This is a genomic window from Klebsiella sp. JN_Kp127 (genome assembly GCF_040062505.1).
Classification (GTDB): domain Bacteria; phylum Pseudomonadota; class Gammaproteobacteria; order Enterobacterales; family Enterobacteriaceae; genus Klebsiella; species Klebsiella quasipneumoniae.
The window spans coordinates 233454-246016 of record NZ_JBEAHS010000053.1; the positions used below are offsets into that span (position 1 = coordinate 233454).

Genomic DNA, 12563 nt, shown 5'->3' on the forward strand with positions numbered 1-12563 from the left:
AAGTAGGCTCGCCAGTGGTACAGAGTGTTTGCCGGCAATGCGGCAATTTTGGATGGGTCAGGCTCGCCCCAGCGGTCGGCCAGCCAGAAGATCAGCTCCAGCCAGGGCGAGTCACTCAGTTTTTTTCCGCTTCCTCCAGCTTGCCGATTGCGTGTTGCTTCACTTTTTCCACTGCGGCCAGCAGTTCGGGGTTTTCATGGGCCTTCAGCAGTTCGGCTGCCGTGGGTTTAAACTCATCCGGAATGGCCGTTCCATCTGGCTGAACCAGTGCATCGATGACGATCTGGATGACTTGCTCCGATGCCTCGCGCGCTGCGCCAGCTTTTGCGGTTTCAGCCATTTTCTCTTCGTAGCTGATGAGGTAATCCCCGGTCAGGCGGCGGATGAATACGGTGGCGCCAAATAACTCGGTTTTAATGACGGTTGGCTCCGATTTAAGCAACGCGGATTTCAGCGTGGACAGGTAATCTTTATCTTTCACAGGTGGTCCTTAAAAATAATAAGCCACCCGAAGGTGGCTGTTTACAGGTTAAGTTAATCAGGCGCCGCCGGAGACAGCGACGGTTCCCCAGGCGATCTTGTTCTGCTTACCCTGAACAGTGATCTGGATGACCTCATTCGCCGGAGCGGCGATTTCATTCATCTGCCAGCCGGACAGCGCCAGTAGCATCGTCGCGGTTCGCTTGTTGGGTAATTCGACGTATAGCTGGATGGTCTTGCGGGCCTCTGCTGCGTTCAGCAGCGCGGCAAAATCGGTATTGCCCGGATCATCAATGAAGCCCAGCGACTTTTCAGGCCCGTCAGGCAGATCGCTGATAGACTGTTTCTGCTTATCCAGTAACGTGGTGCAGTCGACAAAGCCCCCCGTCTGTCCCATTGCACCCAACGCTTTACAGTTAATCAGCGGTTTCAGCGCTGACGTGGCAGCGCCAGGCTCCCCGTATTTCACAATGGTGCCCGCCGGCAACATCGCATATTCAGGCGAAGTTTTATCAGCCATGTTTCTCTCTCTTTTTATACGGCAGCGGATGCTACCTGTTTTCAATGCCGTTTCGGATTTCCACGGTTAACACGCGCAAAACGGTCTGGAGGTTGTAATCCAGGGCGGGTCGGATAAAGGGGTCTGCAACTTGTTTAACCGTACCGAACTCCTGCGCCAGCGCCTTCATATGGTGCTGCTTGCTGGGGCCGACACGGAGCGTTACAACCGCGTTCCCTTTACCCTTCCGGGTGGAAGAGCGGATTTTGATTGAGTCCCGCATGTGCGGCCCTGCAGACGTTTCGTCAAAGCCGGCATGCTGCTTCATATCTTCCTCGACGACCTTTAGCGCTTCGCGCCCGGCATCCCGCAATACCTTCGTCGCCACTTTTTCGCCCAGGGCCATTAACTGCCGCTCCAGCTCATCCAGCCCTTTAACTTCCATTCGGATCACGAGGAGTCCTCCACGTAGTGAATGATGAAATCGCGGGTCAGGCGATACTGAATGCGACGATTCGTCAGCTGGTTTTTATCCTGATGGATACCGCCTCGCTCCACATACTGAACCGGGATACCCTCCAGCTGGCCATGAACGACGGACTTCAGTTCCGTCCAGATTTTTTTATCCAGCTGCAGCAGTGAAGTGTAATCATCGAGACGGTACAGATTCACCTGGATACGGGCAGAGACAATCCCCGTTCGCAACATTCCCGAGACCATTTCCGGGTCAGAGATACGCTGAAAGGTCGCACCTTCCTGGATCGTGTCCGGCAGTAAAAGCGGATACGCATTCATGCCGGTGATGCGCTCCAGCGCACCCTTAATCGCCAGCTCTATCATGCCGCCCGTCAGCCTCCCCCGTGATAATGATCCGGTCCGTTTTGCGGTCGATATTCCGGACGGTATAAACCAGATTTTTCGTCGTGATTTTCCAGTCAATATCAACCAGCACACCCGGATAGACCGTAAACAGGCAGGTTTCCACCACCTGCTGCTGATCCAGCGTGCGGACTTTCCGCCCCGATACCAGCTCCCGTTTTGCCCACGCTTTTCCCGATTCAACCTGCTTTTCCGGTAGCGGTTCGCCCATCGGTCCCCGACCGGACTGAACGTAGCTAATCGCAATGCGACAGTTCATATCACCCGGTTTCAGGCTCATAGCGTATGCTCCTGCAGGGGGAAAAGAAGATGCCTCACCGCAGCGGTTTCCAGCCACTGTCCGGTATGGCCATTCAGATACGCATCGCTGACCAGAAACTGAATGGCCAGCCGGATATCTTCATCCGCGATAAATCCACGGACGGTCTCCGGGAGAGCCTGCAGCTCTTCATCACTGGTGACCAGCTTGCAGTAATAATCACGCTCGATGCTCCTCTGCGCGGCGTTCACCATTTGCGTGAGCATGGCGTCATGCTCCGTGAAATCCAGTTCCAGGCGTAGCTGGGTTTTCACATCATCCAATGTCAGTATCAAAATCGCTGTCTCCCGGCTTCGGTTTCAGCGCACGTTCGGCATCCTCCGGCCATACCGCAATACGCCGCTTAACCAGTTCTTCGGCGCGCGATCCTTCAAAGCACGCGATATCTCCACGGGAATAACGGTGGTGCGGCCCAAGGAACACAACGGATTTACGCTCTGCCTGTGCGACCACGGTCGCATGATTGTCCTGTGTGCCTGTTTCTTCCGGCTCCACTGCTTTATTTTTCGCAGCCATAACATTCTCCTGAAAGGGAATAGCCCGCATATGCGGGCCGTATTTACTGAGGGATGGGTTAGAACAGGACGCCGGTACCCAGCACCAGGCCTTCCGGATGACGGAAGCCAATATCATGCTCAGTAACAACGCGGATTAGCGACTGGTTACGGGAAAACGCAGATACCAGGGTGCCATCGGCATCGATGTAAGAGGCTTCCTTCGAGAAGTCGACTTTCATATTGCCGTCTTCAGCGATAACCACATCATTGAAGTCAGCAAAGTAAATCTCAGTCTCCTTACCCCCGGTCCCCAGATTCGCAGGGATCGCGCTGGTACGCTGAACCGGATATCCTTTAAGTAATCCCTGAGCCATTTCCGGATAGACTTTGTTGCCGTTGCCGTCACGCAGCCCAAACAACTTCATATAGGTACGGTTCGACATGCCCCAGCCGCTGCTGATCATATTGCTGTTGCCGTCCATCGCCATCAAAATGATCTTGTCCAGGTACTCGTCAACTGTGTTCAGGTTGATCGCTGCATCAGCTTCCCACGGCAGCAGGCGGTTCCACTGCGTCGCGCGCGCCTTCATACCAATCGGTGTATCGCCGGTACCGTCATCGCGCATAAAGGCTTTATCCTCACGCACTGAGATGGCGGTCAGAATATCCTGCAGGACCAGCTGCTCGACGTTGAATCCGGCGCGGCCAATCAGTGCATTGGAAATAGGCACCATCGCAATCAGAGTTTTCGCCGTAAGTTTTACATCATCAAAGCGTGTTTCTGATGTCTTGGCGTCTTTGTTTTCTCCTGTGTAGCTTGCCGTTGCTCCACCGGCCACGCGTGGTAGCGTCATATTACCGTTAGGCAGCGGAACGGGACGGGCACCCAGCTTGCGGACGATGGTTCGGTCGCTCAGTAGCTCGATCACCTCACTGTGGAGGTTCTGCGGAATAAGCACACCACCGGACGCCGCTGCGGTGGAAATGGCCATCGATACGGACTGGTCATTCAGCTCTTCTGAAGCGAATTTTGCCGCGTCCTGCAGATTACCTGCGCCTGCAGCGACAGACATAACCAGTCGGGTCATGCCGGCACCCGTGTACTGTTTCGGCTCCTGCTTAACAATAATGCCGGGGGCCTGCTGAGTCGCTTTCACGGGCTTTGCGACCAGCGCCGCAGCACGTTCGGCGGCTTCCAGGCGTTCAATTTTGGCGCTGATATCAGTGAACTGCTGCTGCAGGTTCGCAAACTCCGTCAGCTGCTCCGCAGTCAGCGTGCTGCCGCTGGCGTCAATGGTTGCCAGGGCCTGAACCTGTTCGTTGATACCCGCACGCTGACGACGCAATTCTTCAATATGTGGCATATTATTTCTCTCTTTTTAGACATAAAAAAAGCAGCCTGCTGGCTGCTTAAGGTGACGCGGTTTGTGTTTGCGCCGGGTTACATTTTGGTTTGCAGATCCATCGCGGCTGCCTGCATCTGAATGGAGGTTTTTTGACGGGGTTGCTGATACTTTGCCGCGATAGCATTGATCGCCGCCTGGGGGTCAGAGACTTCATCCGCCAGGCCGGCTGACACAGCGCCAGGGCCAAAATACAGCCCCGCCTGCGTATCAATGACGGCCTGCTGCTTCAGGCCGCGATATTCGGCCACCGACCCCGTAAACGTCTCGTACATTTCGTCGATCATGCCCTGGAACATACCCAGCGACTCTTCACTCAGTGGTTCATGTTGGGTGCCGTTATTTTTGTTATCTCCCCGGTAAATGGTGGTGAACGTCAGCCCCATTTTTTCTTCCATCTTCGACGTATCGAGGTGCTCCATGATCACACCAATCGACCCCACGCCACTGGTCTGGCTGACGATGATTTTGCTGCAGGCCGACGCGATGAAATACGCGGCGGAATACGCGCTGTAGTTCACAATCGCCGTGATGGGTTTCGTGTCGCGAGACTGATAAATGTAATCGGCCAGCTCCTTGCACCCCACCGCTGCGCCGCCGCCGGAGTTAATATCCAGAACGATTTCGCTGATTGAGGGGTCGTTTAACGCCGCCTGCAGCTGCCCGCGGATCCGCTCGTAGCTGGTCAGCTCGGAGCACATCGCCGTAATCTGCCCCCGGCGTGGAACAAGAATGCCGTGAACGGGGATCACCGCCACCCCGCCGGTGGGCTGGACCTGCTCAGCAGCAGGTGATTTACCCGGATTCAGCGCCATCTGAATGACGGCATCTTCGGTGATCCCCTGAATACGGGGGATGAGCACCGCTTTCACGGAGTCCATTGTTTGCCGCGTCACGTAATGCGGCACGCCAAAGACCATATCTGCCAGGTGCGGCAGGTTAATTAATTTCGTTGTCATGTTGTCTTCCAGGTCATCCCGCGCGGCGGGAAATAATCAGGCTCTGGCCAGAAGGGTTTCGATTTCGGCCAGCTGTTTTGCTGTCGGCGACTTATCGCCAGGAAGGATCTTCGCGCTGTCGACCATATTGAGCGGCGTCAGGTATTTGTCCCCGCCAGCAATTGGCGGCAGATTCTCCATACGCCGGATATCGTTAGTGGATAGCCATCCCCACTGGCGGCCCAGCGCATACGATTCATAGCGTGACTTCTGGTCGCCTCGCAGCAGCCCGGAAACGTTGAACTCGATGTACAAATCGCGGCGTTCGCTGGGCAGAAGCAGATCGCGCTGCAGCGCACCCTCATGGCGTTTCAGCCAGGCCAGCAGCGTATACATCACGAACTGCAGGCCCTGGTGCTCGATGTTGTTGTTGGTCGCTTTCGCCAGCATCTGCACCATATGTGGCGGGATTTTATAGAGCCGGCAGACCTCTTCCACGCCCCACTGCCGCGACTGTAGCAGCTGCGCCTTTTCGTTATCCTGCGATAGTTGTTTGTAGCTCATGCCCTCCTGCAGCAATGCCACAGAGAACATATTGTGAATACCGGAATGGCGCTCGGTCCATTTCGCCAGCAGGCGATCAATAGCATCCTGGCTTTTAATGGTCGCAGCCTCTTTCGGACGCTCTATCACCCCGCTCATCGTTGTCCCGCGCCGGAATGTCGCGGCCGCATGCTCCTCAACCGCCAGATTCAGCCCCAGAACATCTGCGTTCGTCTGAATGGGGGAACTGCCGATATAGCCATCCAGAGAAAAGACCTTCACATGGTGCATCATGCGCATCGGCAGAATTTCACCGACTTCCGGGAGTTGGTAATACGGCATACCGTCCGGCCCTTTCAGCACAATGACCTTTTTCGGGTTAATGGGGATCAGCTCTTTCGGGTAGCCTTTTCCGTCCCGTTCGATGATCGAGTAGCAATTTCCCTCCAGCCCCAGCAACCCCTGCTGCTGCTCGAAATACTCGAATGAGGTGTCTTTTCTGTTAGGCTGGGAGTGAATCAGGTCATAAACCGGGTGATCCGTCGCACGCTGGCGCCCGCCATTTTTATCCCGCCGGTAAAGTTCGCACGGCAGCTGCGCGACGGACTCCGCCAGGAGGGTGACACAGGCCCGGACCGCTGAAAGCCCAAGAGCGGTTTCCGGCGTGATTATGATGCCAGTTTTGCTCTGGCTTGAACGAACCCCGCCCAGCATGGATTCCCAGAAGCTATTACCCGAATATTGTCGGCCCCTGAACATCTGGGGAAGGAACATTATTCACCTCCGCCATTGCTGACGCCGGAGGAAAAGGCCCGGGTTGTCATATATGACCAGCCCAGACAAATAATCCCTCCTGTTATCAATCCCACTGATGGAGAAATAAGCCAGGCACCCGCGGATAACAATCCAGCACCAGTGAGGCCGACAATAAAACTCAGAACTGAAATTAGCATGCTATATCTTCCTCATCGTATACGGATGTCATCACTGAACTGTTAAGCATGGCGCGCCCCAGCCCCATCATTAAACCAACCGCACCATCTATCTTGTTCTGCCGCCCTTCTTTCCCGGGACGCACAATATCGTCACTTCCGGGAAGGTACTGGCCGACGATATTGGAAATACACCAGTTCATGACGGGGTGTCCGTCATGATGGAATCTCCCCGAGATGAGCGCAGCCTCAATCTCTCTCATAGGATCACTCATATGGGTAAAATTTTGTCTTATCTCGACAGGCTCAAGCCCCTCTTCCTCAAGCATGTGACGTAATGAAGTCGCGCCATAAGGATCAATGGGGCATTGGGCAATTTTTACGGTATTCCGCAGCTTCAGGATCGTTTCAAATATCAGCCTGTAATCAACTTCGCCACCATCGGTCGGGATCAACTTACCCTGCCGGACAAAGGACTGATAACGTTCTGCGGTACTTTTCAGCGCGGTCTCCTGCGAGTAAATGGTTTCTTCGGGTGCCCAGAACAGAGGAGAAACACAGTAAAAATGTGTTATTCCGTCTATTTCACGACGAAAAACTGGAACCACGGCATTGAGGTCAACTTTCGAGGCCAGATCGATACCCAGCCAGCATTCTTCCCCTTCAAAATCTGACAACTTAAGGTTTTTATCGGCTGCATCCATCCATTTTCTCAGGTCGTAATAAGCTGATTTTGCGCTTACCCAGCGATTGAAATGCTTGGTCAGAATCTTGTTTGTCTGCCCGGGCGTCGACATACCCAATAATTGTTTAGCCCGGAGAAAATCTGCTTTTACCGAAATGCCATAGTTGGGGTTTGCCTTGATTAATGCCTCAGGAGTCGTCCAGTCATCATCGTCATCAAGGCCATAAATCAGCCCAAATATGGTTTCATTTTCCTCGCCATTACGGGTTCTCCGCAGGATCTCGACAACCTGAGTACGCTTTTCATAGCAAGGGGATGTAATGTCATAGCCGGCGGTGGTGATGATCAGTGTCATCGGTTGTTCACGAGCCCCCATACCGGTGGTCATCGTGGTGTAAAGCGCATCAGTAGTATGTTCGTGATATTCATCAATGATGGCGCATGATGGCGAATCACCATCCCCCGGGTCACCGATCACAGGCGCAAAAACCGAACCGTCAGGGCGCGTCATTTTTTTTGCCCAGGGTTTTATCGAGAATTTTTGCCGCAATGCCGGCAGCTTTTTCACCATTTGCAGCGCCGGAGAAAATACCTTCCATGCCTGTTTTTCAGTCGTGGCGCCGCAATAGACTTCTGCACCATGCTCGCCATCTGCACAAAACATATAATTTCCTACAGCAGCGGCAATAGCGGATTTCCCGTTCTTCCTGGGCACCTCGATATAGATTTCAGAGAAACGACGCAGGCCTGTCTTCTTGTGTACCCATCCAAACGGTACGCCAAGAGCGAACTTCTGCCAGGCTTCAAATTCAATCCGGAGTTTACGCCGGGCCCATTCCCCTGAGGTATGAGGCATTTTCTGGGCAAAACGAAGAAATCGTTCTGCTTTGTTTTTATCGAAGCGGTAGGGCCAGTGGGGATCCTTTGCTCGTTCGAGGTCGTCCAGATGTCGCTGACAGGCAAGTACCGTTAACTGACACGCCAGAATCTTCCCGCCAACGATATCCCGCGCATACTGGTTCGCCGCATTGACGTTCGGATACGTAGCCATCAGTCAAACTCATCGAATTCATTCCCGTCATCGTCCGGATCCTTTTGTCCGCTGGTCATGCGAAGACGACTGAGCGGATCTAACCCCAACAGAGAGCCGAGGCGGGCAAGCTGGGAAACCGAGTCATTCCGGACATTAACTGCAGGGTGTTTTTTCAGGCCCCCCATTTCACTTTCTGAGGTCAGTCCGCTGGCCAGCATTTTTTCGGCTTCGAGCATCAGATGAAAAGCATTGCAGTAAGCCAGCAACAAAGGTGCATCCTCCAGCTCAAACACCCCTCGGTCGATGAGTATTTTGCTTTGCGTCTTCCACATTCTTATTGCCGCCTCCCCCATTAACTCAGCGGGGGGCGCAATACGTGTTAATTTGCTTTTTTGCCCGGTGGGTAAAGTAGGTTTTCGGCCACCACCGGACGATCGAATTCCTCCGGCCATAAACGTTCCTTTGATAGATGAAACCTTCCGGAAAAAAATTTCTTATTTCTGGCGTGTAAAAATAGACTTCAACGGGCAGTCCCGAAGCGCGAAAGGGGTCAGGGATTTGCTCCCCCCTCCCCCCTGGCTGCAGCTGCCTCAGTCGAGGTGGAGGTCGTCATTCCGGCTGCGCCGGCGGCGAATACGGTTCGCACTGCGTGGGCCGGCATATCTCAGACGTTCAATGAACACCAGTTGTTATACCGGCGGTCAGGATACTGTCGCTGTAGCAGATCCTCCATCGGCCTGCAGTACGCTTTCTGGAAGCCGTTCATCTAATGGCTGGTTCTCGAAAACCTTCATCCCAAACTGACCGATCCAGGTGCTGACTGAGTTGATGTTCCCTGCGATGAAGTCGGTCACCTCGGCGATCAATCCTTTAACGACGACATCCGTACTCTGACGCCAGTAATTCTCAATCGCGATCAGCAACGGATCGGAACCATTACTGACAGATTGTTCACCTACGCTATACGTTTTTTTCTTCGCGCTATCGGTTATACATCGCAGCTGGCTAGTCTGGACGGCTCCAACCTCTGCTGCAATTACCTGCATCGTCAACGTAGCCACTTTGTTCCCGTCTGCATCAGCGCTGGATGCATAGAACATGGAGAGCGTCAGATCCGTGCGTTTATACATCATTGCTTACCTCCCCTACGATGGCGGGAACGACGACCGCCGGGAAGCGGAGATTGTTGATCCTGTACCAGCTCACCCACTAAAGGTTCCTGAGCCGACTCAGCAGCCGGTGCCGGTGCAATATCATGCGCAATCGTCAGTTTCAGCAGTGGGCGGCCGCCCTGGACATGCTCAAAATGGATGCCATGCACGGCTTCATTCATTCGTGACTGACCATCCGTCTCCAGAACGGTCAAAACGCCATCAACGTATTCAATTTTGAAACTCTTCATCGGGTTCTCTCTGTTGCTGTTTTCTTGCTGTGGCAGGTCCAGCACAATGACTCCAGATTAAAGTCATCATCGGTACCGCCATGAGCTTTAGGAATGATGTGGTCGACACTTGAGGCTTTCGTGGCAATACCGTCTCGCCTGCAGTTCTGACAAAGGTATTTATCCCTCTTCATGATACGGGCCCGTTTAATTTCCCACGGTCGACCATAACCACGTTCCTGCCGAGTTTTTCCGGGCAGGTAGTTACGCCAGCCATCACCAGCGTGTTGCTGCCGATGCATCTCACAGTATCCACCGACATCATTGGTCACAGTCGCGCATCCTCTGTGCCGGCAAGGTCGTTTAGCTCGTGGCGGCATAAGCATCCTCGAGCATGAGTTGAGGGAGAGTTAAAGCGGTACTGTCGATGGGAAACTCTGAAAATGGCAGCGATGAGCATGACAATCCGTCACACTCAATCGCCACCAGCTTCTCGTCTACGTATGCAATTTTTAAGTTCTTCATCGCGTTACCTTTTGCGAATAAAAAAGCCCCGCAGATGCGAGGCCATTCAGTTGATATCCCTACAAAGGGATAAACATCATCTTATCCCTTACTGGGGATAGACGTTCTTACTGATTCGTAAATCCGCTCACAGGTCATTCCCGCTGTGTAGCGTTCGTCAGCGATTGCAGCATACCGTCGAGCTTCTTCTGCAAGGTTTCCAAGCATGTCGGCGAGCACTCCGGCGGTGGCGCCGGTTGTTTTGCTTCTGACGGTAGCGGCAAGACTTGCGGTGTGGCTTGCGGCGTCCAGGCGGGTGGCAAGGTTTTTTGCCTGCTGACGCAGCTGGCTAACAGTATCAGAGAGATTAGCGGCAGCAGTACGCGCTGCTGCTGTTTGCGCTTGAGCATTTTTTACGGCCTTATCGCGGGCGATTAAACGCCCTTGTTCAATCATCCGGGCGGCGGTTTGCGCGTTAACTATCTGGGACGATTCGGCGCTATCACGTTCTGCCCACCGCTTTTCCCATGCCCGATCGCTCCAGGCTAAACCAGCAACAAAGGCACCAGCAATAACCATTACGGCGATAGCTGGCTTTAAGTAGGCTGCACTCACTGGTCAATCCCCCAGCAAGTCAGCGCGCTTTCCTGATCACGGCGTGTTACCTGCCCATAGCAGTTATTGGAGCGCACCCGGCAATCCTTCCCTCCGTCTTTTATCCACCAGCGAATCGCTTCACATGCGCCTTTACGATCACCGGCGTTAATCCGCTGATAGAACGTAGACGGGAAGCATTTTCCGGGCCCGATGTTGTATGGACAGAACGAGGCAATGCCTACTTTTTGTGGCGGGGTCAAAGGGACATGGATATTCCGATCCACCCATGCCAGCGCTTTGTCGCGCTCTATCGCGTTTACCTGATCGCATTTGGCCTGGGTCAGTTTCATACCCTGAGTGACGGGTTTACCATCTATACGCGTGGCCCCGCGGCAAATTGTCCAGATCCCCTGACTGCCATCGCGATACGCTGTAAGGCTGTTTCCTTCTTTCTCATCCAAGAACTGATCCATCAATGTTGGAGCTGATGCACCAGCAGCCATGAGGGCCAGCATTGCGGCACTAAGTTTCGCTCTGTTTCCCATCACCACTCCGTGCCGCTTTGCGCCGGTCATCTTTAATTTTGAAATACAGATTCGTCAGGTACGTAAGCAGACCAAAAAGAAGGCTGCCAAGCACGCCAATGGCTGCCCATTGTGATGGACTGACTTTATCTAGCACCTGAAGCATCCAGAACCCGGCGTTTCCAGCTGATGCGCCATAGGCAATGCCGGTTGTTAGTTTGTCCATGCGATACATACTCCACCTCCGGGTTAACGGGGTGCTAAAAATGATAAAAAAACAGGCCTCAGGCTCAACCGAGAAGCGTGACCTGAAGGATTTACCTAGGCCTAAAAAGCAAAAACCCCGCCGTCTGGCGAGGTTCTTATGGTTAAGCTATGTGTCAAAGTAATCACTCTTAACAGATTACGATAGTTTTTGCGTACGCGTGAGTAAATTAAGTTGGAAGGGGTAAAGTGTTAACCTTATACTTATCGGCATCGTAAATTAGCGTGAAATGATGTGCTCGCTAATTCCTCCTTCTAGAGTCTTACTCCAAGACTCGTGCGGTAGCTATGCCCAAAGCAAATTTTCAGCTCAAAATTTAACCAATGGATTCTAAATGCGCATTCCGACATCGTTGAAGAAGCAACCTGTGATCGAGGCTGCTTTCGAGTTACGTTACCCAAAAGATACCCAAGTTTCTGAAATAGTTCCGGGCTTTCTTTTTCACGCATTAGGTTGCAAGAAACCAGTAATTAGTTTGCCACCTAGCCAAATCCCAAAAAACGTAAGGGAAGATGATGAGCAGTTACATTATGCACTTGTTTCACGCTTAGAAGTTGAAGATTATTTCATTGGTCTCAGTGATCATGGCATCGTTATATCAACCTCTGGTGCTTACAAGGGCTGGACACATTTTAAGTCAATGATTCTAAAGGTTTTAGTGGAGCTTGATAAGCTACACCTTAATAACAACATTAGTAGATACTCCATCAAATATGTCGATTTCTTTGAAGCGAAAGATAATGACAATCTATTTCCAAAGCTCAACATTGATGTAGTTATGGCTGGGGAATCAATGTCATCTTATCCATTAACTCTTCGTTTAGATAAACCTCATCAGAGTTTTGATATTATTATACAAGTTGTAAGTCATGCATTGGTATTAGCAAACAATGAGACATATAATCGCAATGGTTTAATATTGGATATCGATACAATCAAGAGAATACAAGATGAATCCGAGCTAATATCTTTTAATAGCGATCGACAAAGTGCTCTTGATCAGATTCACGAATGCAATAAAATAACATTTTTCAGTTGCATTAGAGAAAGTACATTAGAAGAATTAGAACCAGTATACTAGGAG

General features: G+C 52.3%; 21 protein-coding genes. 1 reads left to right on the top strand and 20 read right to left on the bottom strand.

All coding sequences use genetic code 11. From position 1 onward, the window contains the following. Positions 1-115: 115 nt before the first annotated feature. The 20 genes from ABLV04_RS23130 to ABLV04_RS23225 form a co-directional block, all read right to left on the bottom strand. On the bottom strand, positions 116-481 hold the full coding sequence (locus ABLV04_RS23130) for a phage tail protein (RefSeq protein WP_014228914.1): 366 nt from the start codon (positions 479-481) through the stop codon (positions 116-118). Between the two features lie 57 nt (positions 482-538). Further along, complete coding sequence (locus ABLV04_RS23135; protein ID WP_023328090.1) at positions 539-1000, bottom strand: hypothetical protein; 462 nt, start codon at positions 998-1000, stop codon at positions 539-541. A 31-nt stretch (positions 1001-1031) separates the two neighbouring features. After that, positions 1032-1433: an HK97-gp10 family putative phage morphogenesis protein gene (locus tag ABLV04_RS23140; RefSeq protein ID WP_017898997.1), complete on the bottom strand. Its 402-nt coding sequence runs from the start codon at positions 1431-1433 to the stop codon at positions 1032-1034. Next, positions 1430-1819 (bottom strand): hypothetical protein, encoded by a 390-nt coding sequence (locus ABLV04_RS23145; RefSeq protein ID WP_048337007.1) that lies wholly within the window; start codon positions 1817-1819, stop codon positions 1430-1432. Before ABLV04_RS23145 ends, ABLV04_RS23140 begins: the two co-directional genes overlap by 4 nt. Then, on the bottom strand, positions 1800-2138 hold the full coding sequence (locus ABLV04_RS23150) for a head-tail adaptor protein (protein WP_064277432.1): 339 nt from the start codon (positions 2136-2138) through the stop codon (positions 1800-1802). The genes ABLV04_RS23145 and ABLV04_RS23150 overlap by 20 nt, the downstream gene beginning before the upstream one ends. Beyond that, a complete protein-coding gene (locus tag ABLV04_RS23155; RefSeq protein WP_020317538.1) occupies positions 2135-2452 on the bottom strand; it encodes a head-tail connector protein in 318 nt (105 codons plus the stop codon). Before ABLV04_RS23155 ends, ABLV04_RS23150 begins: the two co-directional genes overlap by 4 nt. Then, positions 2433-2693, bottom strand: a complete 261-nt coding sequence (locus ABLV04_RS23160; protein WP_014907814.1) for a hypothetical protein — start codon at positions 2691-2693, stop codon at positions 2433-2435. Before ABLV04_RS23160 ends, ABLV04_RS23155 begins: the two co-directional genes overlap by 20 nt. 58 nt (positions 2694-2751) lie before the next feature. Next, positions 2752-4038, bottom strand: coding sequence for a phage major capsid protein (locus ABLV04_RS23165; RefSeq protein ID WP_014228907.1), 1287 nt, complete (start codon positions 4036-4038; stop codon positions 2752-2754). Between the two features lie 77 nt (positions 4039-4115). Beyond that, complete coding sequence (locus tag ABLV04_RS23170) at positions 4116-5036, bottom strand: S49 family peptidase (protein WP_048276846.1); 921 nt, start codon at positions 5034-5036, stop codon at positions 4116-4118. Between the two features lie 36 nt (positions 5037-5072). Beyond that, a complete protein-coding gene (locus tag ABLV04_RS23175) occupies positions 5073-6332 on the bottom strand; it encodes a phage portal protein (protein ID WP_348816235.1) in 1260 nt (419 codons plus the stop codon). After that, positions 6332-6511: a hypothetical protein gene (locus ABLV04_RS23180; RefSeq protein ID WP_020318187.1), complete on the bottom strand. Its 180-nt coding sequence runs from the start codon at positions 6509-6511 to the stop codon at positions 6332-6334. Before ABLV04_RS23180 ends, ABLV04_RS23175 begins: the two co-directional genes overlap by 1 nt. Further along, a complete protein-coding gene (locus ABLV04_RS23185; protein ID WP_012542167.1) occupies positions 6505-8226 on the bottom strand; it encodes a terminase TerL endonuclease subunit in 1722 nt (573 codons plus the stop codon). Before ABLV04_RS23185 ends, ABLV04_RS23180 begins: the two co-directional genes overlap by 7 nt. Continuing rightward, the gene (locus ABLV04_RS23190; RefSeq protein ID WP_012542168.1) at positions 8226-8660 is read right to left on the bottom strand and encodes a phage terminase small subunit P27 family; all 435 of its coding nucleotides are present in this window, start codon (positions 8658-8660) and stop codon (positions 8226-8228) included. The genes ABLV04_RS23185 and ABLV04_RS23190 overlap by 1 nt, the downstream gene beginning before the upstream one ends. A 249-nt stretch (positions 8661-8909) precedes the next feature. Then, positions 8910-9341: a hypothetical protein gene (locus tag ABLV04_RS23195; protein ID WP_348816236.1), complete on the bottom strand. Its 432-nt coding sequence runs from the start codon at positions 9339-9341 to the stop codon at positions 8910-8912. Further along, positions 9338-9655: a hypothetical protein gene (locus ABLV04_RS23200; RefSeq protein ID WP_348816237.1), complete on the bottom strand. Its 318-nt coding sequence runs from the start codon at positions 9653-9655 to the stop codon at positions 9338-9340. The genes ABLV04_RS23195 and ABLV04_RS23200 overlap by 4 nt, the downstream gene beginning before the upstream one ends. Then, positions 9607-9969 (bottom strand): HNH endonuclease, encoded by a 363-nt coding sequence (locus ABLV04_RS23205; protein WP_348816238.1) that lies wholly within the window; start codon positions 9967-9969, stop codon positions 9607-9609. Before ABLV04_RS23205 ends, ABLV04_RS23200 begins: the two co-directional genes overlap by 49 nt. Beyond that, on the bottom strand, positions 9953-10114 hold the full coding sequence (locus tag ABLV04_RS23210) for a hypothetical protein (protein WP_023317951.1): 162 nt from the start codon (positions 10112-10114) through the stop codon (positions 9953-9955). The genes ABLV04_RS23205 and ABLV04_RS23210 overlap by 17 nt, the downstream gene beginning before the upstream one ends. A gap of 81 nt (positions 10115-10195) precedes the next feature. Continuing rightward, positions 10196-10672 carry a DUF2514 domain-containing protein gene (locus ABLV04_RS23215; RefSeq protein WP_348816255.1) on the bottom strand — a complete coding sequence of 159 codons (477 nt, stop codon included), beginning with the start codon at positions 10670-10672 and terminating at the stop codon, positions 10196-10198. Between the two features lie 32 nt (positions 10673-10704). After that, entirely contained in the window at positions 10705-11235 is a 531-nt protein-coding gene (locus ABLV04_RS23220) for a lysozyme (protein ID WP_023328100.1), read from the bottom strand. Then, a complete protein-coding gene (locus ABLV04_RS23225; RefSeq protein WP_004111739.1) occupies positions 11213-11449 on the bottom strand; it encodes a class II holin family protein in 237 nt (78 codons plus the stop codon). Before ABLV04_RS23225 ends, ABLV04_RS23220 begins: the two co-directional genes overlap by 23 nt. 364 nt (positions 11450-11813) lie before the next feature. Between ABLV04_RS23225 and ABLV04_RS23230 the strand changes: the two genes are divergently transcribed. Further along, positions 11814-12560, top strand: coding sequence for a TIGR04255 family protein (locus tag ABLV04_RS23230; protein ID WP_071599135.1), 747 nt, complete (start codon positions 11814-11816; stop codon positions 12558-12560). The last annotated feature ends 3 nt before the right edge of the window (positions 12561-12563 follow it).

Excerpts from the sequence above, each read along its gene's own strand:
- ABLV04_RS23135 (WP_023328090.1), bottom strand. The coding sequence starts at position 1,000 with ATGGCTGATAAAACTTCGCCTGAATATGCGATGTTGCCGGCGGGCACC.
- ABLV04_RS23145 (WP_048337007.1), bottom strand. The coding sequence starts at position 1,819 with ATGATAGAGCTGGCGATTAAGGGTGCGCTGGAGCGCATCACCGGCATG.
- ABLV04_RS23150 (WP_064277432.1), bottom strand. The coding sequence starts at position 2,138 with ATGAGCCTGAAACCGGGTGATATGAACTGTCGCATTGCGATTAGCTAC.
- ABLV04_RS23160 (WP_014907814.1), bottom strand. The coding sequence starts at position 2,693 with ATGGCTGCGAAAAATAAAGCAGTGGAGCCGGAAGAAACAGGCACACAG.
- ABLV04_RS23165 (WP_014228907.1), bottom strand. The coding sequence starts at position 4,038 with ATGCCACATATTGAAGAATTGCGTCGTCAGCGTGCGGGTATCAACGAA.
- ABLV04_RS23170 (WP_048276846.1), bottom strand. The coding sequence starts at position 5,036 with ATGACAACGAAATTAATTAACCTGCCGCACCTGGCAGATATGGTCTTT.
- ABLV04_RS23175 (WP_348816235.1), bottom strand. The coding sequence starts at position 6,332 with ATGTTCCTTCCCCAGATGTTCAGGGGCCGACAATATTCGGGTAATAGC.
- ABLV04_RS23180 (WP_020318187.1), bottom strand. The coding sequence starts at position 6,511 with ATGCTAATTTCAGTTCTGAGTTTTATTGTCGGCCTCACTGGTGCTGGA.
- ABLV04_RS23185 (WP_012542167.1), bottom strand. The coding sequence starts at position 8,226 with ATGGCTACGTATCCGAACGTCAATGCGGCGAACCAGTATGCGCGGGAT.
- ABLV04_RS23190 (WP_012542168.1), bottom strand. The coding sequence starts at position 8,660 with ATGGCCGGAGGAATTCGATCGTCCGGTGGTGGCCGAAAACCTACTTTA.
- ABLV04_RS23195 (WP_348816236.1), bottom strand. The coding sequence starts at position 9,341 with ATGATGTATAAACGCACGGATCTGACGCTCTCCATGTTCTATGCATCC.
- ABLV04_RS23205 (WP_348816238.1), bottom strand. The coding sequence starts at position 9,969 with ATGCCGCCACGAGCTAAACGACCTTGCCGGCACAGAGGATGCGCGACT.
- ABLV04_RS23210 (WP_023317951.1), bottom strand. The coding sequence starts at position 10,114 with ATGAAGAACTTAAAAATTGCATACGTAGACGAGAAGCTGGTGGCGATT.
- ABLV04_RS23215 (WP_348816255.1), bottom strand. The coding sequence starts at position 10,672 with ATGGTTATTGCTGGTGCCTTTGTTGCTGGTTTAGCCTGGAGCGATCGG.
- ABLV04_RS23220 (WP_023328100.1), bottom strand. The coding sequence starts at position 11,235 with ATGGGAAACAGAGCGAAACTTAGTGCCGCAATGCTGGCCCTCATGGCT.
- ABLV04_RS23225 (WP_004111739.1), bottom strand. The coding sequence starts at position 11,449 with ATGTATCGCATGGACAAACTAACAACCGGCATTGCCTATGGCGCATCA.
- ABLV04_RS23230 (WP_071599135.1), top strand. The coding sequence starts at position 11,814 with ATGCGCATTCCGACATCGTTGAAGAAGCAACCTGTGATCGAGGCTGCT.